The 21,702-nt window shown below is 38.0% G+C and carries 25 protein-coding genes; 22 read left to right on the top strand and 3 right to left on the bottom strand.

Going from position 1 to position 21,702, the window contains the following annotated elements:
* Nucleotides 1-39 precede the first annotated feature (39 nt).
* The 19 genes from AC4QJR_RS20025 (at nucleotide 40) to lysA (ending at nucleotide 17,335) form a co-directional block, all read left to right on the top strand.
* The gene (locus AC4QJR_RS20025) at nucleotides 40-594 is read left to right on the top strand and encodes an NUDIX hydrolase (protein WP_496523968.1); all 555 of its coding nucleotides are present in this window, start codon (nucleotides 40-42) and stop codon (nucleotides 592-594) included.
* Nucleotides 591-1,754 (top strand): endonuclease Q family protein, encoded by a 1,164-nt coding sequence (locus AC4QJR_RS20020; protein WP_496523967.1) that lies wholly within the window; start codon nucleotides 591-593, stop codon nucleotides 1,752-1,754. The genes AC4QJR_RS20025 and AC4QJR_RS20020 overlap by 4 nt, the downstream gene beginning before the upstream one ends.
* 126 nt (nucleotides 1,755-1,880) lie before the next feature.
* Nucleotides 1,881-2,528 (top strand): stage II sporulation protein M, encoded by a 648-nt coding sequence (spoIIM, locus tag AC4QJR_RS20015; protein ID WP_496523966.1) that lies wholly within the window; start codon nucleotides 1,881-1,883, stop codon nucleotides 2,526-2,528.
* 118 nt (nucleotides 2,529-2,646) lie between these two features.
* The gene (gene fur / locus AC4QJR_RS20010; protein ID WP_098574870.1) at nucleotides 2,647-3,111 is read left to right on the top strand and encodes a ferric iron uptake transcriptional regulator; all 465 of its coding nucleotides are present in this window, start codon (nucleotides 2,647-2,649) and stop codon (nucleotides 3,109-3,111) included.
* A gap of 120 nt (nucleotides 3,112-3,231) precedes the next feature.
* Entirely contained in the window at nucleotides 3,232-3,459 is a 228-nt protein-coding gene (locus AC4QJR_RS20005) for a YqzK family protein (protein ID WP_098574869.1), read from the top strand.
* 5 nt (nucleotides 3,460-3,464) lie between these two features.
* The gene (xerD, locus tag AC4QJR_RS20000) at nucleotides 3,465-4,352 is read left to right on the top strand and encodes a site-specific tyrosine recombinase XerD (protein ID WP_496523965.1); all 888 of its coding nucleotides are present in this window, start codon (nucleotides 3,465-3,467) and stop codon (nucleotides 4,350-4,352) included.
* 220 nt (nucleotides 4,353-4,572) lie between these two features.
* Nucleotides 4,573-5,757, top strand: a complete 1,185-nt coding sequence (gene deoB / locus AC4QJR_RS19995) for a phosphopentomutase (protein ID WP_496523964.1) — start codon at nucleotides 4,573-4,575, stop codon at nucleotides 5,755-5,757.
* Nucleotides 5,758-5,772: 15 nt separating this feature from the next.
* A complete protein-coding gene (locus AC4QJR_RS19990; protein ID WP_098574866.1) occupies nucleotides 5,773-6,594 on the top strand; it encodes a purine-nucleoside phosphorylase in 822 nt (273 codons plus the stop codon).
* A gap of 27 nt (nucleotides 6,595-6,621) precedes the next feature.
* Nucleotides 6,622-7,926 (top strand): pyrimidine-nucleoside phosphorylase, encoded by a 1,305-nt coding sequence (locus AC4QJR_RS19985; protein WP_496523963.1) that lies wholly within the window; start codon nucleotides 6,622-6,624, stop codon nucleotides 7,924-7,926.
* A gap of 107 nt (nucleotides 7,927-8,033) precedes the next feature.
* Nucleotides 8,034-9,589, top strand: a protein-coding gene (locus AC4QJR_RS19980) for an IS3 family transposase (protein WP_496523681.1) whose coding sequence is annotated in 2 segments (ribosomal slippage) — nucleotides 8,034-8,679 and nucleotides 8,679-9,589 — 1,557 coding nt in all. Because the reading frame shifts where the segments join, the coding sequence is not laid out codon by codon here.
* Between the two features lie 155 nt (nucleotides 9,590-9,744).
* Nucleotides 9,745-10,917 (top strand): D-alanyl-D-alanine carboxypeptidase family protein, encoded by a 1,173-nt coding sequence (locus tag AC4QJR_RS19975; protein WP_251457054.1) that lies wholly within the window; start codon nucleotides 9,745-9,747, stop codon nucleotides 10,915-10,917.
* 145 nt (nucleotides 10,918-11,062) lie between these two features.
* Nucleotides 11,063-11,413 (top strand): anti-sigma F factor antagonist, encoded by a 351-nt coding sequence (spoIIAA, locus tag AC4QJR_RS19970; RefSeq protein WP_026563990.1) that lies wholly within the window; start codon nucleotides 11,063-11,065, stop codon nucleotides 11,411-11,413.
* Nucleotides 11,414-11,854, top strand: coding sequence for an anti-sigma F factor (gene spoIIAB / locus AC4QJR_RS19965; RefSeq protein ID WP_026563989.1), 441 nt, complete (start codon nucleotides 11,414-11,416; stop codon nucleotides 11,852-11,854).
* A 12-nt stretch (nucleotides 11,855-11,866) separates the two neighbouring features.
* The gene (gene sigF, locus AC4QJR_RS19960; protein WP_098574862.1) at nucleotides 11,867-12,625 is read left to right on the top strand and encodes an RNA polymerase sporulation sigma factor SigF; all 759 of its coding nucleotides are present in this window, start codon (nucleotides 11,867-11,869) and stop codon (nucleotides 12,623-12,625) included.
* A 113-nt stretch (nucleotides 12,626-12,738) separates the two neighbouring features.
* Nucleotides 12,739-13,359, top strand: coding sequence for a stage V sporulation protein AA (locus tag AC4QJR_RS19955; RefSeq protein WP_098574861.1), 621 nt, complete (start codon nucleotides 12,739-12,741; stop codon nucleotides 13,357-13,359).
* The gene (locus tag AC4QJR_RS19950) at nucleotides 13,349-13,771 is read left to right on the top strand and encodes a stage V sporulation protein AB (protein ID WP_098574860.1); all 423 of its coding nucleotides are present in this window, start codon (nucleotides 13,349-13,351) and stop codon (nucleotides 13,769-13,771) included. Before AC4QJR_RS19955 ends, AC4QJR_RS19950 begins: the two co-directional genes overlap by 11 nt.
* A 54-nt stretch (nucleotides 13,772-13,825) precedes the next feature.
* On the top strand, nucleotides 13,826-14,395 hold the full coding sequence (gene spoVAEA / locus AC4QJR_RS19945; RefSeq protein WP_142333014.1) for a stage V sporulation protein SpoVABEA: 570 nt from the start codon (nucleotides 13,826-13,828) through the stop codon (nucleotides 14,393-14,395).
* Nucleotides 14,382-15,872, top strand: coding sequence for a spore germination protein (locus tag AC4QJR_RS19940; RefSeq protein ID WP_098574858.1), 1,491 nt, complete (start codon nucleotides 14,382-14,384; stop codon nucleotides 15,870-15,872). The genes spoVAEA and AC4QJR_RS19940 overlap by 14 nt, the downstream gene beginning before the upstream one ends.
* 158 nt (nucleotides 15,873-16,030) lie before the next feature.
* Complete coding sequence (gene lysA / locus AC4QJR_RS19935) at nucleotides 16,031-17,335, top strand: diaminopimelate decarboxylase (RefSeq protein WP_496523962.1); 1,305 nt, start codon at nucleotides 16,031-16,033, stop codon at nucleotides 17,333-17,335.
* Between the two features lie 211 nt (nucleotides 17,336-17,546).
* On the opposite strand, the gene AC4QJR_RS19930 is transcribed toward lysA, so the two are convergent.
* Complete coding sequence (locus AC4QJR_RS19930; RefSeq protein ID WP_496523961.1) at nucleotides 17,547-18,410, bottom strand: DUF1002 domain-containing protein; 864 nt, start codon at nucleotides 18,408-18,410, stop codon at nucleotides 17,547-17,549.
* Between the two features lie 500 nt (nucleotides 18,411-18,910).
* Between AC4QJR_RS19930 and AC4QJR_RS19925 the strand changes: the two genes are divergently transcribed.
* Nucleotides 18,911-19,261, top strand: a complete 351-nt coding sequence (locus AC4QJR_RS19925; RefSeq protein WP_098574854.1) for a GNAT family N-acetyltransferase — start codon at nucleotides 18,911-18,913, stop codon at nucleotides 19,259-19,261.
* Between the two features lie 31 nt (nucleotides 19,262-19,292).
* On the opposite strand, the gene AC4QJR_RS19920 is transcribed toward AC4QJR_RS19925, so the two are convergent.
* Together AC4QJR_RS19920 and AC4QJR_RS19915 are read right to left on the bottom strand one after the other, a co-directional pair.
* A complete protein-coding gene (locus AC4QJR_RS19920; RefSeq protein WP_496523960.1) occupies nucleotides 19,293-19,823 on the bottom strand; it encodes a DUF309 domain-containing protein in 531 nt (176 codons plus the stop codon).
* A 155-nt stretch (nucleotides 19,824-19,978) separates the two neighbouring features.
* The gene (locus AC4QJR_RS19915; protein ID WP_066363308.1) at nucleotides 19,979-20,068 is read right to left on the bottom strand and encodes a YjcZ family sporulation protein; all 90 of its coding nucleotides are present in this window, start codon (nucleotides 20,066-20,068) and stop codon (nucleotides 19,979-19,981) included.
* A 210-nt stretch (nucleotides 20,069-20,278) separates the two neighbouring features.
* Between AC4QJR_RS19915 and AC4QJR_RS19910 the strand changes: the two genes are divergently transcribed.
* Together AC4QJR_RS19910 and scpB are read left to right on the top strand one after the other, a co-directional pair.
* Nucleotides 20,279-21,049, top strand: coding sequence for a segregation/condensation protein A (locus tag AC4QJR_RS19910; protein WP_496523959.1), 771 nt, complete (start codon nucleotides 20,279-20,281; stop codon nucleotides 21,047-21,049).
* Complete coding sequence (gene scpB, locus AC4QJR_RS19905) at nucleotides 21,036-21,623, top strand: SMC-Scp complex subunit ScpB (RefSeq protein WP_098574851.1); 588 nt, start codon at nucleotides 21,036-21,038, stop codon at nucleotides 21,621-21,623. Before AC4QJR_RS19910 ends, scpB begins: the two co-directional genes overlap by 14 nt.
* Nucleotides 21,624-21,702: the final 79 nt, after the last annotated feature.

Raw genomic sequence — 21,702 nt, 5'->3', positions numbered from 1 at the left:
GTATGAGCAGATAATAGGAATAGAACAGGAGTGACCCATATGAACAATCTTGAAGAAAAAACGCTCCAGAGCGAAGAGATTTACTCTGGAAAAATAATCAGTGTTCACTTACAGGATGTCGAACTTCCGAACGGGAAACAATCCAAGCGGGAGATTGTTAAACATCCCGGTGCTGTCGCTATTTTAGCGCTGACTGATGACAAAAAAGTCCTTATGGTGGAGCAATACAGAAAAGCACTGGAACGGACCATTGTCGAAATTCCTGCTGGAAAGTTGGAAAAGGGCGAAGAACCAGCCCTTTGTGCGCGCCGTGAACTGGAAGAAGAGACAGGTTATGAGTGTAAGAGTTTAGAGTGGCTCACCTCTTTTTACACCTCCCCAGGATTCGCCGATGAAATCGTACATGTCTATGTAGCAACAGGTCTGACTAAGAAAGAAAATGCAGCCGCACTCGACGAAGACGAGTTTGTGAATCTTGAGGAATTAACCCTTGAAAAGGCCGTTCAATATGTGAATGAGCAAAAGATCTATGATGCCAAAACGATTTTCGCTGTACAGTATTTACAGTTACAAGAGGCTTTGAAGAGTAAATGAATCGCTACTATGTAGATTTACATATTCATATTGGCCGGACCTGGACCGGAAAGCCGGTAAAAATCACTGGGGCCAAGTCATTAACGTTTACGAATATCATTGAACACGCACGACATGAGAAAGGGCTTAATATGGTGGGAATCATCGATAGTCATTCACCTGAAGTCATTCTCGAAATGGAGAGTCTTATTGAAAGTGGAGATGTAGTCGAGCATCCAGACGGGGGCTTAATATTTGGTGATTTAACGGTAATCCCTGGTTCGGAATTAGAAATTTACGATGAGCAATGCAATGGTCCAATCCATCTATTGAGCTACTTTCCGAATCTTTCTGTCATGAGGGAATTCTCCACATGGCTTTCAGGTCACTTGAAAAATATTCAACTAAGCTCTCAAAGGATTTATGCCTCGGGCCTCACTTTGCAAAAGAAGGTGAAAGAGTTAGGTGGAATATTTATTCCTGCTCATGTATTTACGCCTTTTAAGAGCTTATATGGGAAAGGTGTCAATCAGTCATTAACTGAGGTATTGGACCCAGATTTGATTGATGCGATTGAACTTGGATTAAGTTCCGACACGAATATGGCTGATCAAATTAAAGAGTTGCATGATTATACTTTTGTAACCAATTCTGATGCCCATTCCCTTGCAAAAATAGCTCGAGAATACCAAGTTATCGCGATGAAGGAACCAACATTTTTAGAATTGCAGAAAGCATTAAAGAAGGAAGATGGACGTAAAATTATCGCAAACTATGGTCTTGATCCGTTGCTTGGTAAATATCATAAGACAGTTTGTGCAGAGTGCCTCAATCCTGCAGCAGATGACGATCAAATATGCAGCCAATGTGGAAATACCAAGATTATTAAAGGTGTAGCTGACAGAATCCTTGAACTGAAAACAGCTGAACAAGGGCCAGAAGATCGTCCTCCCTATATTCATCAGGTCCCGCTTGAATTCATCCCTGGCTTAGGACCGCGCTTACTTGAGAAGCTGGTCGATCATTTTGGGAGTGAAATGGCGATTTTACATGATGTTCCATATGATGGTTTGAAAGAGGTCGTCCCTGAAAGAATTGCTGAACTGATCCTGAAGGCTAGAGAGGGGAAAGTAAATCTAGCAGCTGGCGGCGGCGGGAAATACGGAAAAATTTCAGATTAAGTAAAGCAACCCCGGTAGCAAAAGCCATCGGGGTTAATTTCTGAAATCTATTAATTTTTGAGCATAGAAATACTAGACTGGCATACAATGTATTAACTGAATCGAGAATAGTGGGAGGAAACGCAAATGAAAAAACGATTGTACCAGTCCGATGCCGCTAGTTATTTCCGTGAGCATTCCTCAATATTTTTGTTTATTGTCGTCTTATTTTTGATGGGAGTCATCTTTGGGGCCATTGTCGTAAATAGTATGAGCATTACCCAGAAGGAAGATTTATTCTACTATTTATCCCAATTTTTTGGCCAAGTCTCAAGTGGAAAAGATGCCGAAGACAGTGATTTATTCTTACAAAGTTTATTCCATAATAGTAAGTTTATTGGGCTCATGTGGATTCTAGGTATTTCAATCATTGGTCTGCCGGTTATTCTCATTCTATTATTTATTAAAGGAATGGTAGTGGGATTTACCGTTGGTTTCCTAGTCAGTCAAATGGGATGGCAAGGGTTTATGCTAGCCTTTGTTTCCATATTACCGCAGAATTTGATTATCATTCCCGTCTTTATATTGATGGCAGCATTATCAGTAATTTTCTCACTCCGAATGATAAAAAAACAATTTATGAAAAAATATGCCCAGCCAATCCTTCCTTTTTTTAAGAGATATATTTTTGCCTTGATTGTAGCAGTGATATTTATATCTGCTGCATCCGGGATCGAGGCCTATCTTTCGCCATGGTTAATGAAAACCATTGTAACGTCTACTAGTTTAAAGTGATTATTTTATAATAATTATTACTAATAATTGTTTATTGTTATTTATAATAATTTTATTTTGATTCTCAATTGCCATCTGTTATAATGAGAATTAACAGTGGCGAGGGAGGGACTTCAGGATGGAAACTAGAATTGAGAGAATAAAAAAACAGTTGCATTCCGCAAGTTATAAACTAACACCTCAGCGTGAGGCAACCGTTCGTGTTTTATTAGAAAATGAAGAGGATCATTTAAGTGCAGAAGATGTATACCTCCTCGTAAAAGAAAAGTCGCCTGAAATTGGTTTAGCAACTGTTTATCGAACGTTGGAATTATTAACGGAATTAAAAATTGTTGATAAAATAAATTTTGGGGATGGGGTTTCTCGTTATGACCTCAGGCAGGAAGGTGCAGCCCATTTTCATCACCATCTAGTTTGTATTGAATGCGGTGCCGTTGATGAAATTCAAGAGGATTTACTTGAAGATGTCGAAGCAGTCGTGGAACGTAAATGGAATTTTAAAATAAAAGACCATCGTCTTACTTTTCATGGAATTTGTTACCGATGCCAGGATAAAGTGAAAGATGAAGAAAAAACGGATTAACCAATGAAGCTCTTTGAAAAGGGCTTTTTTCTTTTCTCCTTTAATACCAATGACTAGGTATAAAAATTGTCCGTTTTGGCATACATTTTACTAGACAACCTTAAAATTGGGGGAAGTAGAATGGGCCAATTTATTAAAGCTGTACTGAAAACCTTAAAAGTTTTTATTATATTCACAGGATGCACGATTCTTTTCTATTATGGTATCATGTTGGTAAATGAAGAATATCAAAATTATCATCGCTATGATGAACCGGAAGGAGCTTCTCTCAAGGTTTCGAACGCAGTAAATGAGGATAATTCTTCTTTGTTCGATCGGCTGATGTTGTTTTATTTAAATGGGGAGTAAATGCGATGGACGAGCAATTAAAGGATTTTATGCATTACTTAATCGTTGAAAAAGGTTTATCCAATAATACTATTGTGGCATATGAGCGGGATTTAAAAAGCTATCTTCATTATTTGAAAAATGTGGAATCGGTCATGACTTTAAATGATATACAACGGGTCCACATCATTCACTTTTTAAGATTTTTAAAGGAACAAGGAAAATCACTGAAAACCTTGGCAAGACACATCGCTTCCGTAAGGGCATTTCATCAGTTCTTATTAAGGGCAAAGGAAACAGACCAAGATCCTTCCGTTCAAATTGAAACACCGAGGCTTGAAAGGTCCCTTCCAACTGTATTAAGTCTGAAGGAAGTAGAAGTCCTGCTGGAGACACCACAACCACTTGATCATTTTGGAATAAGGGATAAGGCGATGCTTGAACTGTTATATGCAACAGGTATCCGAGTTAGTGAACTAATAGGTCTTGAGATTGATAATGTTCAGCTATCAATGGGATTTGTGCGTTGTAATGGGAATAAAGAGAGAATCGTCCCAATTGGACGAACTGCCTCTGAGGCAATAAAGCATTATCTCGAAGAAGGAAGACCACGTTTTGTATCGACAAAGCATCAGGAACATGCTTTGTTTTTAAACCATCAAGGGAGAAGGTTAACGCGTCAAGGGTTTTGGAAGATTTTAAAAAAGCTTACAAAAGAAGCAGGTCTTCATAAGGAACTTACCCCACATACCCTTCGTCATTCGTTTGCCACACATTTGATAGAAAATGGGGCGGATTTACGAGCTGTCCAAGAAATGTTAGGTCATGCAGATATCTCGACCACTCAAATATATACACAGGTTTCGAAAACAAAGATAAAAGACGTATATAGTAAATTTCATCCACGAGCTTAATAGAGTAGGAGAATCTAAAAAAACATAAATTGTCAAAAAGCTGCCTAAATTTTGGCGGCTTTTTTTCTTGTAATTTCTGAAACATTTAGTACAATAGAGATGTCAGACTTCTGACAAATAGATTTATATTAGTTTTTCATAAACCTATATAATGAGGGCAACCTATTTGTAGGATTTTAATATTTGCAAACGTTTTCGACGGATGAAGGAGGAAGAATTAATGGCTGCAAATACATATAAACGTATTTTTATTATCGTGATGGACTCGGTGGGGATTGGAGAAGCACCGGATGCAGAAAAGTTTGGTGACAAAGGCGCTGATACTTTTGGTCATATTGCCGAAAGAATGAACGGTCTTAATATGCCAAATATGGGCAAGTTAGGATTAAGTAATATTCGAGAAATAAAAGGTATTGAAAAAGCAGATAAACCCTTGGCGTTTTATACAAAAATGATGGAAGCATCCAATGGTAAAGATACCATGACAGGGCACTGGGAAATTATGGGTTTAAATATTCAAACACCTTTCCAAGTGTTCCCAGAGGGTTTTCCAGATGAGCTTCTCTCGGAATTAGAAAAGCGTACCGGAAGGAAAATTATTGGGAATAAGCCGGCAAGCGGAACAGAAATACTCGATGAGTTGGGTGAAGAACATATGAAGACAGGGGCATTAATTGTCTATACATCCGCTGATTCAGTTCTTCAGATTGCTGCACATGAGGAAATTATTCCAATTGAAGAGCAATACAAAATTTGTAAAATTGCTCGTGAATTAACGCTTGATGAAAGGTATATGGTTGGACGCGTTATCGCACGCCCTTTCTTAGGTGAACCAGGTAACTTTAAACGTACCTCGAACCGGCACGATTACGCGCTAAAACCATTTGATCGGACGGTGATGAGTGAATTAAAAGATAGCGGCTTCGATGTTATTGCCATTGGAAAAATATCCGATATCTATGATGGCGAAGGCGTGACTCAATCCCTAAGAACGGTTTCTAATATGGATGGTATGGATAAGCTTGTTGAAACCTTGGAAATGGATTTTACTGGAATCAGTTTTTTAAATCTAGTTGATTTTGATGCTTTATATGGCCATCGCCGGGACCCTGAGGGCTATGGAAAAGCTTTGGAAGAATATGATGCACGTCTCCCGGAAGTGTTTGCCAAGTTGAAAGAAGACGATTTATTAATGATTACAGCCGATCACGGTAATGACCCAGTAGCACCAGGTACAGACCATACACGTGAATATGTGCCTTTATTAGTTTACTCCAAGGGTATGACTGAAGGTAAGGAACTCCCACTAAGAGAAACGTTTGCTGACCTCGGCGCAACTGTTGCAGACAACTTTAATGTCAAATTACCTAATTACGGAAAAAGCTTTTTAAATGAATTGAAATAAAAAGGGGAATTAAGTATGAACACTGAAAAAATTCAAAATGCTTCAAGCTTTTTAAAACAGAAATATGCAAATACACCTAAGGTAGGATTAATTCTAGGTTCAGGACTTGGTGTTTTAGCGGACGAAATTGAGAACCCAGTAAAAATTCCTTACAATGAAATCCCTGACTTCCCTATTTCAACTGTGGAGGGCCATGCTGGTCAACTAGTGTTTGGACTATTAAGCGGTGTAGAAGTTGTCGCCATGCAAGGACGTTTCCATTTCTATGAAGGATATAGTATGGAAAAAGTAACCTTCCCTGTTCGCGTTATGAAAGAGTTAGGCGTGGACATGTTAATCGTGACCAATGCTGCAGGCGGAGTTAATGAAAGCTTTTCTGCAGGTGATTTAATGATTATTTCAGATCATATTAATAATATGGGCACAAATCCGTTAATTGGACCAAATGATTCGAAACTTGGGGTACGATTCCCTGATATGTCAGAGGCATATACGAAAGAATTACGAGTTGCTGCAAGAGAGATTGCTAGCCGTCTAAACATAAATGTTAAAGAAGGAGTTTACTTTGGTAATCCTGGACCTGTGTATGAAACTCCTGCTGAAATTAGAATGGTACGGACCATGGGTGGAGATGCAGTCGGAATGTCTACTGTCCCAGAGGTAATTGTAGCGCGTCACAGTGGCATGAAGGTACTTGGTATTTCATGTATTTCAAACATGGCAGCAGGTATTCTTGACCAGCCGCTTACCCATGATGAAGTGATTGAAACAACAGAAAGAGTAAAAGCTGACTTCCTTCAGTATATAAAAGAGATTGTGAAAACAATTGCTAGGTAAATATTTTTCGAAAAAGTGGTGATTTAGATGAGAATGGTTGACTTAATAGAGAAAAAAAGAGATGGACAAGAATTATCATCAGATGAAATTAAATTTATAATTAATGGATATACCGACGGATCAATACCAGATTACCAAGTCAGCGCCTTAACTATGGCTATCTTTTTTAAAGGGATGACTGAACAGGAAAGAGCCGATTTGACTATGTCGATGGTTGAATCAGGTGACCAAATTGATTTATCACAAATCGCTGGAATTAAAGTTGACAAACACTCTACCGGCGGTGTGGGTGATACAACAACTCTAGTTCTTGGTCCGCTTGTTGCTGCACTTGATGTACCTGTTGCAAAGATGTCAGGGCGCGGCTTAGGACATACTGGGGGAACAATCGATAAATTAGAAGCGGTAGAAGGCTTCCATGTTGAAATTAAAAATGAAGAATTTATCGAGCTTGTTAATAAAAACAAGATTGCTGTAATTGGACAAAGTGGAAATTTAACGCCTGCAGACAAGAAACTTTATGCATTGAGAGATGTGACAGCCACTGTCGATAGTATTCCACTAATCGCAAGTTCAATCATGAGTAAAAAGATTGCTGCTGGTGCTGATGCTATCGTTCTTGATGTTAAAACCGGTGCAGGTGCATTTATGAAAACACTTGATGATTCTCGCGAACTTGCAAAAGCAATGGTGCGAATTGGAAATAATGTCGGCAGAAGAACAATGGCTGTTATTTCTGACATGAGCCAACCGCTGGGTTTTGCGATTGGGAATGCCCTTGAAGTAAAGGAAGCGATTGATACATTAAAAGGTGAAGGCCCTGAGGATTTAACAGAATTATGTTTAACTCTTGGCAGCCATATGGTTTACTTAGCAGAAAAGGCGGACTCATTAGCAGATGCCCGGACCAAGCTTGAAGGTGTAATCAAAGACGGTTCAGCGCTTGAAAAATTAAAAGTATTTTTAAGTTCACAAGGCGGGGATGCGTCCGTTGTGGATGATCCATCAAAAATGCCGCAAGCAAAGTATATGATTGAATTGGAAGCCAAAGAGGATGGCTATGTATCTGAAATCGTGGCAGATGAAGTCGGAACAGCTGCGATGATTCTTGGCGCAGGAAGAGCAACTAAGGAATCTGTCATTGATTTAGCTGTGGGCCTCGTCCTAAGAAAGAAAATCGGTGACCAAGTGAAGAAAGGTGAATCCTTAGTAACCATTTACAGCAATTTCGAAAATGTCGAAGAAGTAAAAACCAAACTTTATAACAACATAAAAATTTCCGCGACAAAAATAGACTCACCAATCCTCATACATGGGGAAATAACCGAATAAATCAACTCTAAAGGGTGTCAGGCACCATGTGAAAAATTTGATATGCTCCCGATAAAGTAGACAGATGAAATAATAAAAATCTGTTTACTTTTTTGGGGGCTTTTTCTATGGGGAAATATTCATCACAAGAAAAATTTGAGATAATAACGGCTTATGAAAACAGAAAAATCTCAGTTTCAGACTTTTGTAAACAACACCACATATCTTCTAGAACTCTGAATGATTGGATTTATCAATTTCAGACATATGGAACTGAATGGCTTCAGGGTTCGGGGGAATGGAAGCGGTATTCGAAGAAAGTAAAAACAGCTGCGGTTAATGACTTTCTTTCGGGTCAATTCTCTCAAGTTGAGATTGTACGTAAGTATGAAATATCAAGTCGTTCAGTGTTACAAGGATGGATTAGGATTTATAATGATCATAGAGAAATAGAAGAGACGAAAAGGGAGAAGAACTCTATGATTAAAGGCCGATCCACGACATTAGAGGAACGATTTGAGATTGTTATGTATTGCATACAGAACGGGAAAAACTATCAACAAACATCTGATCACTTTAATGTTTCCTATCAACAGGTGTATCAATGGATAAAGAAGTTTGAGAAGGAAGGACCGGACGGTCTAGAAGATAAGAGGGGGAAGCGTAAAACGGAATCAGAGTTAACCCCTGAAGAGAAAATACAGCGCGAAATGAAGCGGTTAGAGCAGGAAAATGAACGCCTTCGGGCGGAGAATGCATTCTTAAAAAAGTTGGAGGAACTCGAAAGGAGGCGGTTAAAGAGATAAGCCAGGTCCGTTTGGCCGATAAATATACAGCTATTCAAGAACTTCATGAGAAAGAGAAATTCTCCATTGTGCTATTATGTGAAATTGCGAGAATTCAACGCTCTTCTTATTATAAATGGCTTAATCGCACCCCTCCTGAGAATGAAAAGATGAATGAGGAAATCCTGGAGGAGATAAAACGTCTATATAAGAAAGTGGACGGTATATATGGATACCGCCGCATTACGATGAACCTAAATCGTACCTTACCAAAGTCCATTAATCATAAACGAGTGTATCGATTAATGAGAATAGCTGGAATACAATCCGTTATTAGACGCAAAAGGAAAAAGTATAAGCCAAGCACTCCACAACATGTAGCTGAGAACATCTTGAACAGAGAGTTCCACGCAGAGAAGCAAAATGAAAAATGGTTAACAGATGTAACTGAATTGAAGTATGGAGTCTCACAAAAAGCTTATTTAAGTGCGATTTTAGATTTGTACGATGGATCCATTGTCAGTTATGTATTAGGCAATTCAAATAATAATCCATTGGTATTTAAAACCCTCGATTTAGCTTTGGAAACTAACCCAGGAGCAAAACCTATCCTCCATAGTGATCGAGGATTTCAATACACTTCCCCTACTTTTAAAAGGAAAATTGATAAGGCAGAGCTGGTTCAGAGTATGTCGAGGGTCGGAAGGTGTATCGATAATGGACCAATGGAAGCTTTTTGGGGAACATTGAAAAGTGAAAAGTATTATCTGAACAAGTACAGCACCTTTGAAGAGCTGAAGAAAGACATTGAGGAGTACATAAAATTTTATAATTATGAACGATTACAAAAAAAACTAAACGGCCTAAGCCCCTTAGAATACAGGGCTCAAGCCGCTTAGTGTCATTTATTTATTTCCACTGTCTACTTGACGGGTGTCACTTCAATTCACATGGTGCCTGACACCCTATTTTTATTTTGTTTACAAGGAAATAACTGTATAAAGTTATTAATTTTGGAAAAAATGGATGCTATAAAGAATGGAGGGTTATGCGAATGAAACGATTTGTCTCTTTGATAGTGACAATTTTTTTACTTACAAGTTTATGGAGTACATCAGCATTTGCTGCTGAGGAAAAAAAGAATGCTGATATCGTCAACAATGTAAAATCCGCTATTTTAATTGAACGTGATACAGGAAAAGTGCTTTATGAGAAAAACGGGAATGAAGAGTTACCGCCGGCGAGTATGACCAAAATTATGACTATGCTGTTAATCATGGAAGCCGTTGATAAAGGGAAACTATCTTGGAATGAAAAAATCCGTGCTAGTGAGTATGCAGCATCAATGGGTGGTTCACAAATTTTTCTTGAACCTGGCGAAGAAATGACCACCAAGGAAATGCTAAGAGGAATTGCAATTGGTTCTGGAAATGATGCATCTGTGGCTATGGCTGAAAGAATTGCTGGGTCAGAAGAAGCATTTGTTGACATGATGAATAACAAAGTGAAAGAACTTGGTTTAAAGCATACTTTCTTTAAAAATACAACGGGACTTCCAGTTAGTGGTCATTTCAGCACGGCGAATGATATGGCTATAATGGCGAAAGAACTATTAAAATATGAAGACATTACGAAATTTACTGGTATGTATGAAGCATATCTTCGTGAAAATACAGACAAAAAATTCTGGCTTGTTAATACGAATAAATTGGTACGATTTTACCCAGGTGTAGACGGACTTAAAACAGGCTTTACTGCGGAAGCAAAATACTGCTTAACAGCCACAGCTCAAAAGAATGGGATGCGTGTCATTGCGGTTGTGTTCGGAGCACCTACATCAAAGGAAAGAAATGCCCAAGTAACAAAAATGCTTAATTATGCTTTTAACCAATATCAAACACATCCAATGTACAAACGTAACCAGATAATAGCCAAAGCTAGATTGAGTAAAGGACAGGAGAAGTCGATCGAGGCTGTAACAAGCGAGCCAATTTCACTGCTTACAAAAAAAGGTGAAAAAACCGAGGATGTCAAACAAAAAATAACAATAAATAAAAATCTCCAAGCTCCCATCAATAAAGGCGATAAGATTGGAACCATTCAATTAATAAAAGACGGAAAAGTCTTTGTAGAAAGTCCTTTATTAGCAAAGGGAACCGTAAAAGAAGCTGGTTGGTGGACGCTATATAAACGATCATTTGGAATGTTCACAAAGGCTGGTAAATAAGAAAAGCGGAAGAACCTCGGCTGTGTCGAATCTTCCAAATAAATCACTTCTTTTAGCGAAATGCGACTAGTTTTGTATTTACAGAAGGATATTAACAGCCCGAAAGAGAATTGTCTCACTATACCAGATTAAGGAGGACGGGATAGTGAGTCTTAATATTGATATGGAAACAAAACATGACGTTCTATGCATTCGTTTAAGCGGTGAATTGGACCATCACACCGCGGATGAACTTCGCGAAAAAGCGATAACTGTGATTGAAAAAAATGAAATTCGTCATATTGTCTTAAATCTGGAACATCTCGCTTTTATGGACAGCTCTGGATTAGGCGTAATCTTAGGCAGATACAAACAAATTAAACAGGTCCACGGTGAAATGGTGGTATGTGCGATTTCCCCAGCGATACAAAGGTTATTCGATATGTCAGGTTTATTTAAAATCATCAAAATGGAACCGACAGAAGAATTTGCATTGCAAAGATTGGGGGTGGCCTGAATGAAGAACGAAATGAATCTTCAATTCAGTGCACTAAGTCAAAATGAGTCATTTGCTCGAGTAACCGTGGCCGCATTTATCGCCCAGTTAGACCCTAATATGGATGAATTGACTGAAATTAAAACAGTTGTATCAGAAGCAGTGACCAATGCGATTATTCACGGATATGAGAATGATCCTAATGGAATTGTCTATATTCAAGTAATCATCGAAGATAGTTTAATTGATCTAACAATTAAAGATGTAGGATTGGGAATTGTAGATGTGGAAGAAGCTCGTCAGCCATTATTTACAACAAAGCCGGATTTAGAGCGATCCGGAATGGGTTTTACTATCATGGAAAATTTCATGGATGAGGTAGAGGTTCATTCACAGCCAGGTCGAGGAACCGAAGTTAGATTACGAAAGCATTTACAAAACCGCAAAATGCTTTGCAATTAAGGAGACTTGCCAATGGATGTGGAGGTTAAGAATGATAAAGGTCAAACATATTTAAAGGATCATGAAGTAAAAGAACTCATTAAAAAGAGCCAAGATGGAGATCAAGAATCAAGGGATCTAATTGTTGAAAAAAATATGCGTCTTGTTTGGTCTGTTGTCCAAAGGTTCCTAAACCGGGGGTATGACCCCGATGACCTGTTTCAGATTGGGTGTATTGGATTATTAAAATCAGTGGATAAATTTGACCTTTCCTATGATGTAAAGTTTTCGACTTATGCAGTCCCGATGATTATTGGTGAGATCCAGCGATTTATCCGTGATGATGGAACCGTTAAGGTTAGCCGATCTTTGAAGGAAATGGGAAACAAAATCCGAAAAGCAAAAGACGAATTATCAAAAGTGCTTGGCAGAATACCAACGGTTAACGAGATCTCAGCCCATCTTGACCTCTCACCAGAGGATGTCATTCTCGCTCAAGAAGCCAGCAGAACACCTTCTTCCATTCATGAAACAGTGTATGAAAATGATGGAGATCCAATTACTCTACTGGACCAGATTGATGATGGAAATGATGGAAAATGGTTTGATAAAATTGCATTAAAGGAAGCTATCCGAGAATTAGATGAGCGCGAAAGACTCATTGTCTATTTAAGGTATTACAAGGACCAAACACAATCTGAGGTCGCTCTTAGGCTTGGAATATCCCAAGTGCAAGTATCACGACTTGAAAAAAAAATATTGCAGCAAATGAAAGGCCGTATGGATCTCTGATTCATACGGTTTTTTTGTGTAAATAAGCTGCTGGTATTTTTTGGATTTAATGAAAAAAGTGCTTATTACTCATACTATTTATACAGGAAATCATTGTTTGGGAAGTGATAGTTTTGGAAGAAACAATATATATCCGTATGCGGAATCGAGTTCAGGCTCCGCCCCAAGAAAAAGTATTGTTAAATGATATTGCCCAAGTCATTGCACCTGACGAAGTTCTTTCACAACTACAAACTTTGACCATTCATCAATTAACAGTTACAGATCAGAATATCGTCATTATTGATGTCATGAAAGTTATCCACTTAATTAAAAATGAATTTGAAAGAATGGAAGTCCAAACAATTGGACCCGCCCAAACCATCATTGAAGTCATGAATAAAAAAAAGGGAGTCCACCTGCCTTTTTTCCTTTTAATTTGGTTTCTCTTATTTTTCGGCTCAGCCTTGGCAATAATGAATTTTCATGATGATGTAAGTATGAAAAGTGTCCACGAAAAAATATATACGATCATTACAGGAAAAAAAGATGCAAAACCATTACTGTTTCAAATTCCCTATTCAATTGGATTAGGCATGGGAATGATTCTTTTTTTTAATCATGTCTTTAAGAAACGTATAAATGAAGAGCCCAGTCCCCTCGAGGTAGAAATGTTTAATTATCAAATGGATTTAGATAATTACGTAATTATCCACGAAAATAAAGAAAGTATAAAAAAAATCAGTGACGATTAAGATAATAGCCATCCTCTTTTTAGGTGTAGCGAGTGGACTGGCAGTAGGTTCTGGTTTTGTCGCATTTCTAACGGTATTAGGAATTATCCCGAGACTTACACAACTAAGTAAGACAATGAAAATGATTCAACACTATGAATGGGCAGTTGTGTTAGGAGCACTCGCTGGGGTAGGTGCAAGTCTGAGGGATCCTATTTTACATATTCCTTCTTTTTCATTAATTTTTCTCGGAATTACAGGTGGAATTTTTTATGGGATGTTAGCTGCAGCCCTCACTGAGGTATTAAACGTTCTGCCAATTCTTGCTAAAAGAATCCGATTAGATGGTGAGATTGTTATATTAATCATGGCAATCGTATTAGGAAAAATTGCGGGGTCAATTTTTCAATGGGTTTATTTTGTACATCATTAACCCTTTTGGGAAGAATTTTCAACTTGGGCCAAGAAAGGACAGCACACTATGAGCATTCGGAGGCGTGTTATTTTAATTACTGACGGTGATGAATATGCTAAGAAAGCAGTCGAGCATGTTGCCAAAGAAATAGGTGGCCGATGTATTTCTAGTTCCCAAGGGAATCCTTCAACCTTAACCGGAGAGAAAATAGTCCAGTTGATAAAAAAGACCCCTCACGATCCTGTATTAGTGATGTTTGATGATAGTGGCATAGTTGGAGAAGGTGCTGGTGAGAATGCTTTGAAATATGTAGCAGGACATGAAGACATTGAAGTTCTAGGAATTATTGCAGTTGCAGCTAAATCAAGACATGAAGAATGGTCAAGGGTGGACGTAAGTATCGATCGTGATGGAAATTTAACTCCATATGGAGTAGATAAATTTGGTATACCTGAGCTTGAAATCGGGAGAATAAATGGTGATACAGTTTACTGCCTTGATGAATTGGAGGTTCCTGTCATCGTAGGAATTGGTGATATTGGCAAGATGGCTAGACATGACTCCTACAAAAAAGGTTCCCCGATAACAAAAAAAGCAGTGGAGCTTATACTTGAAAGGAGTGGCTTCCATGTCAAGAAGTAACGAACAGAAATGGCCAATCCCTAAATCAGTAAATGAAGTTGAAAACTATATGAAACAACGGGTTGGTCTTGGGAAAAGCTTTGATTTTGGTGTGAGGAAATTAAAAATCCTCAAAAAAGACGTACATATCTACTATGTAAATGGCTTATGTGATTCCCGCTTCGTAATTGAATTAATTGAAGAATTAGTTGAAATCAATGACCATGAAAAATTATCATCAGATTTCTTTAAGGTAATTGAAAATAGGCTAATTAATCAATCGGTTGAACAGGCTACCACACTTGATTACATAGTTGATAAGGTTTTGTCCGGATTAGTTGCTGTAGTATTGGAAGGGGAAAATACAGCTTTTGTCGTTGATGTCAGAAGCTATCCAGGAAGGCAGCCTCAAGAACCTGATACAGAAAAGGTGGTTAGAGGGTCCCGTGATGGGTTTGTTGAAAATATTATTTTGAATACGGCCTTAACGAGACGGCGAATTCGAGATGAACGTCTTCGCTTTGAAATGCTAAAGGTTGGTGAACGGTCAAAGGCAGATGTGGCTTTAGGGTATTTAGAGGATGTTGCAGATCCAGATATGGTCAATGTGATTAGGAAAGAAATTCAGGCAATTAATACAGATGGAATTCCAATGGCTGATAAAACGATAGAAGAATTCATTCTAAAGCAGGGTTGGAATCCCTTTCCGCTCGTAAGATATACGGAGCGTGCAGATATCGCTGCAACACATCTTCTGGAAGGGCATGTTGTAATTTATGTTGACACCTCCCCAAGTGTCATAATCACTCCTACGACATATTTCCATCATGTACAGCATGCAGAAGAATTTCGTGAATCTCCTGCAATGGGAACATTTTTGCGTTGGACCCGTTTTTTAGGCGTACTTACGTCTATTTTACTACTCCCATTATGGATGTTATTTGTATTAGAACCATCCTTATTACCTGAAAGATTCTCTTTTATTGGACCAAATGAAACAACAAATATCCCGATTATCGTTCAGATTTTCTTGGCTGATTTTGGGATTGAGTTTTTACGATTGGCCGCCATACATACACCCACTCCACTCTCGACTGCAATGGGATTAATTGCAGCGGTATTAATTGGGCAGATTGCGATTAGCGTGGGGCTGTTTGTTCCAGAGGTAATCTTGTATGTAGCGGTTGCAGGGATTGGTTCCTTTACAACTCCAAGTTATGAATTAAGCGTAGCAAACAAAATTGGACGATTAACTCTGTTAATTCTTGTGTCGTTATTTCATCTGCCGGGATTTGTTATTGGGGCGACAGTATTCTTCCTTTTCCTTGTAAAAATACGTGCACTTAATACACCATATCTGTGGCCATTCCTTCCTTTTGAGCCGAAAGGATTTTTGCAAATCATTGTGCGCAGAGCAATACCAGGTTCTATCTTGAGACCAAGTATTGTTCACCCTAGAAACCGTTACCGGCAGCCGCCTAAAGCAAACGAGAAATAATTGCACTTTTCTAACAGGTATGCTAAAGTATTTTTAATTAAATAAAGGGATAAAGAATGAAAAATAGGCAGTATCTTTTGTAGATTCTGTCTATTTATTATTATCTTATGTGATTGTCCGCATAAACTATAGTGAGTGATTGGGAGAGAGGGAAGGGTATGTATTTTTACGGGACAACAGGCGTAAACAAAAACGGAAATTTAGAAATTGGCGGGGTCGATTCTATTGAGTTGGCGAAAGAATATGGAACTCCTCTTTATGTATATGATGTAGCATTAATGCGTGAAAGGGCCCAATCTTTTAAACGGGCATTTGAAGAACAAGAGATCAAGGCGCAGGTTGCCTATGCTAGTAAAGCCTTTTCAACCATTGCAATGATTCAGCTCGCTGAGGAAGAGGGATTGTCACTAGATGTAGTATCTGGCGGCGAATTGTATACTGCTATTGCTGCAGGGTTCCCTGTCGAGAGAATTCATTTTCACGGGAACAACAAGAGCAGAGAAGAATTAGAAATGGCATTGGATCATGAAATTGGCTGCATCGTTGTGGATAATTTTTCAGAATTGGAGCTTTTGAAAACCATTTCTAAAGAGAAAAATGCTCATGTTAGCATCCTGCTCCGAGTAACCCCTGGTATCGAAGCCCATACGCATGATTACATTTTAACTGGGCAGGAAGATTCTAAATTTGGGTTTGATCTTCAAAATGGACAAGCGGAAGATGCATTAAAAATGGCACTAAAAAATGATAACTTTGAAGTTCTTGGTCTCCATTGCCATATTGGATCACAAATTTTTGAAACAACTGGCTTTTTATTAGCAGCTAAAAAGATTGTCGCAAAAATGGAAGCATGGAAAAGAGAGCTTTCCTTCGAAGCAAAAGTATTAAATTTGGGCGGGGGCTTTGGAATCCGCTATACAAAAGAAGATGAACCCATTCAACCTTCTCAATACGTGAGTGAAATTATTCGGGAAGTTAAATTATTAACTGATAGCTATTCTTTAAAAATGCCGGAAATTTGGATTGAGCCAGGGCGTTCGCTTGTTGGGGATGCTGGAATTACTCTTTATAAAGTGGGTTCATCCAAAGAAGTTCCTGGTGTTCGAAAGTATTTAGCAGTGGATGGTGGAATGAGTGACAATATTCGACCAGCCCTTTATCAGGCGAAATATGAGGCTGTTCTTGCGAATAAACCATTAACGAAAGCGAAAGAAACGGTATCAATAGCTGGGAAATGCTGTGAATCAGGAGACATGTTGATTTGGGATTTACCGTTACCAGATGTAGGGGAAGAAGATATTCTTGCTGTTTTTTGTACAGGTGCCTACGGCTATTCAATGTCAAATAACTATAATCGCATCCCGCGTCCAGCAGTGGTATTCGTAGAAAACGGAATCGCAACCCTTGTGGTAAAGAGAGAGACATATGAGGATTTAATAAAACATGATTTACCGCTTAAGTAAAAAACTGCCGCAGAAATTTTTTTTGCGGCAGTTTTTTTATATTTTAATGCTCATTAATAGTATTGGCACGATGTTGATTGGAGCGGAAGGTGCGAGACTCCTGCGGGAGTACGGGGCAGGGGAGACCCCACAGGCGCTTAAGCGCCGAGGAGGCTCCCCGCAACGCCCGCGGAAAGCGAAGTACCTGGAGCGGAAATCAACATCCCCAATATTAAGAGAATATCGACTTAATCGTATCAATCAGCCAATTGAAAAATTGTTTTAACTTATCTAAAAAACCTTGCCCTTCTTCTGACTTAAGAAAATTAGAAATTTGATCCTTCGCTTTATTTAATTGATCGCTAACTTGATTCCAGTCAATGTTTAAATCCTTTAGCTTGTTAAAAAAGTCTATTAACCGCTGCATTTCTTCATCTGTAAGCTTTACATTTAAGTCCTTTGCAGCTTGTTCGATAATATTTTGTAATTCTTGATCATTTTTTGGTTTATTCTTTGCAATTTCTTCTTTTATCTTTGCAATTAACGCGGCAGCATTCTCTTCACCTATGGAGTCACCTAGTTTCGCAGTTTCAACCATTTCTTGATTTGCTGCCTGTTTCACTTCTTCAGGAATGGTCTTATCAGCAGATATCTCGTAGGCTTTTATAATCCCTGTTAATGCTGCGGTTCCAGAAACAGTAATCGGGGCCGTTATATAAACTTTTGCATCCTTTACACCTGCAGTTATTAGGGCATTGATGTACATTTCGTCCGTAACCCAATTAATATTCTTCGTTTCAACCGTGACACCCGCACCTTTCGGTTGGATGGTTATCGCCGATGATGAAATGGCTTTTGTTCCGATAAGTGATTTTGACACATATTTCCCTAAATACTGGTGTTCTTCCTCGTTTGTGACAGTGACAATCTGAACATCATCAGGAGCACCCATTTCTAATAAAAGTGCCTTCTTCTGAGCTTCAGTTAAATTTTGACCTAATGTAATAATCATGTCACCTTCTGCTACATCAGCAAAGGTGCGAATTGGATTGAAAATTAAAAAAGCCAACATGAAGTAAATGATAGTTTTTTTCATAGTTTCCTCCTCGGAATTTACAGGTAATCATGAAAATGTAGTGACTCTGTTTATTATAATATAACCGAATTCAATAATAATAACGTAAATAACAAGCTTTAAGTTTCATAGAAAGTAGAACTTGCTCGAAAAAATGTAAAATATGTAAGTAGAATAGCTTATTTTAGCAAAATAGTGTAGAATGTAGGACAGTACCAAATCTTCAATATTCTTTTGGAGGAAACATTTTAATGAAGAGAAGCAACTGGATTATATTTTGTATTCTTATTGGTGTGTCGATTTTATGGGGAGTTATCTATTGGATTTTTATCGGACCGAAACACTAATATTAATTTTTTCCATTGATGATTGACCGTTTATTATGTATCATGGTGATTGATGAAACATAATAACTTCCAATACATATAATGAATAGTGTTTAATATTCAGCTACTTGGTAAAAATATACTATTGTTAAACCATCAAGTTTATCGGTTTATTTAATATAATGAGGGATCTAAATGTTAATTCGTTATAAGAAAGCTTTCGAGAAAATAGCCATGGGGTTATTGTCTTTTATGCCCGCCGAAAAGGACTTAAAAAAGCTTCAGCAAACTATGAAGGAATATGAAACCGAAGATCAATTACAGCTATTTCTTTGGAAAGAGGAAGATATCATCGGTCTGTTAGGTGTCTTATTTCATAATGATACCAATTCTTTAGAAATCTTACACATCTCCGTTAATCCCTCACATCGGTATCAGGGAATCGGTAAAAAGATGGTTAAAGCTCTAAAAGAAATGTATGCTGAAAAAGAAATTACTGCTAATGAAAATACAGCCGCTTTTATCGAAAAATGTGAGTTTTGCTAATCTTATCTTCAAAAAGGCAGTGAATAATAATTTATTCGCTGCCTTTTCGCGTCTTTAATGACTTCAATCTTTCTTGGACTATGCTGGTTCTGTCGCGTAATTTATGACGATCAATAATGAATTTATTTGTCATATCACTTTGATTACCCCAAATAAACCCTTTTTGTTCACATGTTTTTTTCGCTAATTCAGTTAAGGAAGTGTCCCAAATCGGGATTGAGATGCTTCGATACGATTCACCTTTCTGAAGAGACGATAATTGTTCATGTAATAAATGGATAAGCCCGACGGGGGTTACTCCAAGTTTAGTAATAGAATCTGGTTGTAATTCGAAAATTTTAATGGCTTTAGCTAACGTCCGCTTTGCACCGCTAAAATTTTTTCGGCGATGATGATATAGAGAAACGGATAATAATATGAAACCAACCCAGATGGAATCTTTGTTTCTCGAATCTGTTTTTTTCCAATAGTCTTCAAGAAGTTCATGGCATTCGAAATAATCACGGTCTCCATGAAAATGGGCTAAAAAATGGATATACTCGCTAGGGTACAAGCAATTCACCCCCTTACACAATAATTATGTATAGTGTATCACAGTTATATGCTGTCTCGAATAAATAAAAAAAACCCGTCATGAAAGACGGGTCCAGTTTGTCTAACGGTAATGGCTGCTTTATTGAACTGGTTTTTTAGTAGTTCTTCAGCCTTCCTGTCTAATTAATATACCCAGGAAGCACCAACGATAATTAACAAGATAAATAGAACTACAATTAAAGCAAATCCGGATCCAAATCCATGTTCAGACATATTCACTACCTCCTAAAAATGATGTTTTGTTCTTTTCCTTGTCATCATATGTAGGATACTAGTCCAATGTTATGGGCAAACATCATGATTTGATAATATTCCCTCGGGGAGTTGATTTTTCTATTGGATAACCTCATTTAATCCTCTATACTATTATTAGTCGAAGTGGATAATCAACAACTTATTTTTAAAGAATTTTGGTGAAGTACAATGCCATACCAGGTGAAAATTGATGCATTTGAAGGACCGTTAGATTTGTTGCTCCATTTAATTAATGGGCTTGAAATTGACATATATGATATTCCAGTTGCCCAAATAACTGAGCAGTACTTAATGTATATTAAGACAATGAATGAACTTAAGTTAGATGTTGCAAGCGAGTTTTTGGTAATGGCTGCAACATTACTTGTCATTAAGAGTAAGATGCTCTTACCCAAACATGAGGAGGTTCCTGGTTATGAGGATCCTGACATCTTATATGAAGAAGACCCACGAGATGAACTGGTTGAGCGTCTAATCGAATACCGCAAGTTTAAAGAAGCAGCTCATGACTTAAAGTCGATGGAAGTAGAGCGAGGGCTTATGTATACAAAGCCGCCAAGTGATCTCTCAGAATACGCAAAAGAGAGCCAGCCTGAAAAAGCAGAGTTAAATGTGTCACTATATGATATGCTGGCGGCTTTTCAAAAATTAATGCGACGGAAGAAGCTTCAGCGCCCAATGGCTACGAAGATTGCTCGCCAAGAAATATCAATTGATACCAGAATGACAGAAATAATGGCTGAATTAAAGCAGGTAAAGGGCCGGAAAAACTTTAATGATTTATTTCCTTATCGAACGAAAGACCACATAGTAGTCACTTTTTTGGCGATTTTAGAGCTAATAAAAAGAAAAGAAATCAATGCACAGCAACGAGTGAACTTTGGAGATATTTATGTTGAAGCGGTAAAGGAAGGGGCAGAAATGATTGGACATCATTAATTGGAATAGCATTTTAGAGAGCCTTTTGTTTGCTGCTGGAGATGAAGGTCTTTCATTAAAACAACTAGTAGAGGTCCTTGAAGTAAGTGAATTAAAAGCAAATGAAATCATCGAAGATTTAAAAAAACAATATGAGCGTGATACTAATAGGGGAATTATGATTGTACAGCTAGCGGGAACATACCAGCTTGCCACGAAAAAAGAAAATGCAGCTTATTTAAAAAAGCTGGTTGATTCCCCGCATACGACGACACTGTCACAGGCAGCATTAGAAACATTAGCGATTATTGCCTATAAACAGCCTATAACTCGAGCGGAAATAGAGGAAATCCGTGGTGTCAAAACAGAGAGACCGCTGCATACCCTGATGGCCAAAGCATTGATCAAAGAAGTTGGTCGTGCGGAAGGGACTGGAAGAGCCTATTTATATGGGACGACAAAAGAGTTTCTTGATTACTTTGGTCTAAAGAGTATTGAAGAACTTCCTAAGCTTCCCGAAAAGGGAGAAGAGGAATTCATTCAAGAAGAGGCAGATCTTTTTTTTGAGAGATTTCAGGACACGATTAATTCTTAATTTTCAAATACTTAATTGAATTTATGATAAAATGAAGCTAAGTAAATTATGTAATTCATTCTCAAGTGAGTTGATCAGA

The sequence above is a fragment of the Neobacillus sp. BP17 genome, from assembly GCF_059579525.1.
This window is presented reverse-complemented; position numbering and strand designations above follow the sequence as displayed.

Excerpts from the sequence above, each read along its gene's own strand:
- AC4QJR_RS19930 (WP_496523961.1), bottom strand. The coding sequence starts at position 18,410 with ATGAAAAAAACTATCATTTACTTCATGTTGGCTTTTTTAATTTTCAAT.
- xerD (WP_496523965.1), top strand. The coding sequence starts at position 3,465 with ATGGACGAGCAATTAAAGGATTTTATGCATTACTTAATCGTTGAAAAA.
- AC4QJR_RS19985 (WP_496523963.1), top strand. The coding sequence starts at position 6,622 with ATGAGAATGGTTGACTTAATAGAGAAAAAAAGAGATGGACAAGAATTA.
- deoB (WP_496523964.1), top strand. The coding sequence starts at position 4,573 with ATGGCTGCAAATACATATAAACGTATTTTTATTATCGTGATGGACTCG.
- AC4QJR_RS19915 (WP_066363308.1), bottom strand. The coding sequence starts at position 20,068 with ATGTCTGAACATGGATTTGGATCCGGATTTGCTTTAATTGTAGTTCTA.
- AC4QJR_RS20005 (WP_098574869.1), top strand. The coding sequence starts at position 3,232 with ATGGGCCAATTTATTAAAGCTGTACTGAAAACCTTAAAAGTTTTTATT.
- AC4QJR_RS20025 (WP_496523968.1), top strand. The coding sequence starts at position 40 with ATGAACAATCTTGAAGAAAAAACGCTCCAGAGCGAAGAGATTTACTCT.
- AC4QJR_RS19975 (WP_251457054.1), top strand. The coding sequence starts at position 9,745 with ATGAAACGATTTGTCTCTTTGATAGTGACAATTTTTTTACTTACAAGT.
- AC4QJR_RS19990 (WP_098574866.1), top strand. The coding sequence starts at position 5,773 with ATGAACACTGAAAAAATTCAAAATGCTTCAAGCTTTTTAAAACAGAAA.
- AC4QJR_RS19940 (WP_098574858.1), top strand. The coding sequence starts at position 14,382 with ATGTCAAGAAGTAACGAACAGAAATGGCCAATCCCTAAATCAGTAAAT.
- AC4QJR_RS19925 (WP_098574854.1), top strand. The coding sequence starts at position 18,911 with ATGTTAATTCGTTATAAGAAAGCTTTCGAGAAAATAGCCATGGGGTTA.
- AC4QJR_RS19910 (WP_496523959.1), top strand. The coding sequence starts at position 20,279 with ATGCCATACCAGGTGAAAATTGATGCATTTGAAGGACCGTTAGATTTG.
- fur (WP_098574870.1), top strand. The coding sequence starts at position 2,647 with ATGGAAACTAGAATTGAGAGAATAAAAAAACAGTTGCATTCCGCAAGT.
- lysA (WP_496523962.1), top strand. The coding sequence starts at position 16,031 with ATGTATTTTTACGGGACAACAGGCGTAAACAAAAACGGAAATTTAGAA.
- sigF (WP_098574862.1), top strand. The coding sequence starts at position 11,867 with ATGGATGTGGAGGTTAAGAATGATAAAGGTCAAACATATTTAAAGGAT.
- spoIIAB (WP_026563989.1), top strand. The coding sequence starts at position 11,414 with ATGAAGAACGAAATGAATCTTCAATTCAGTGCACTAAGTCAAAATGAG.
- spoIIM (WP_496523966.1), top strand. The coding sequence starts at position 1,881 with ATGAAAAAACGATTGTACCAGTCCGATGCCGCTAGTTATTTCCGTGAG.
- AC4QJR_RS20020 (WP_496523967.1), top strand. The coding sequence starts at position 591 with ATGAATCGCTACTATGTAGATTTACATATTCATATTGGCCGGACCTGG.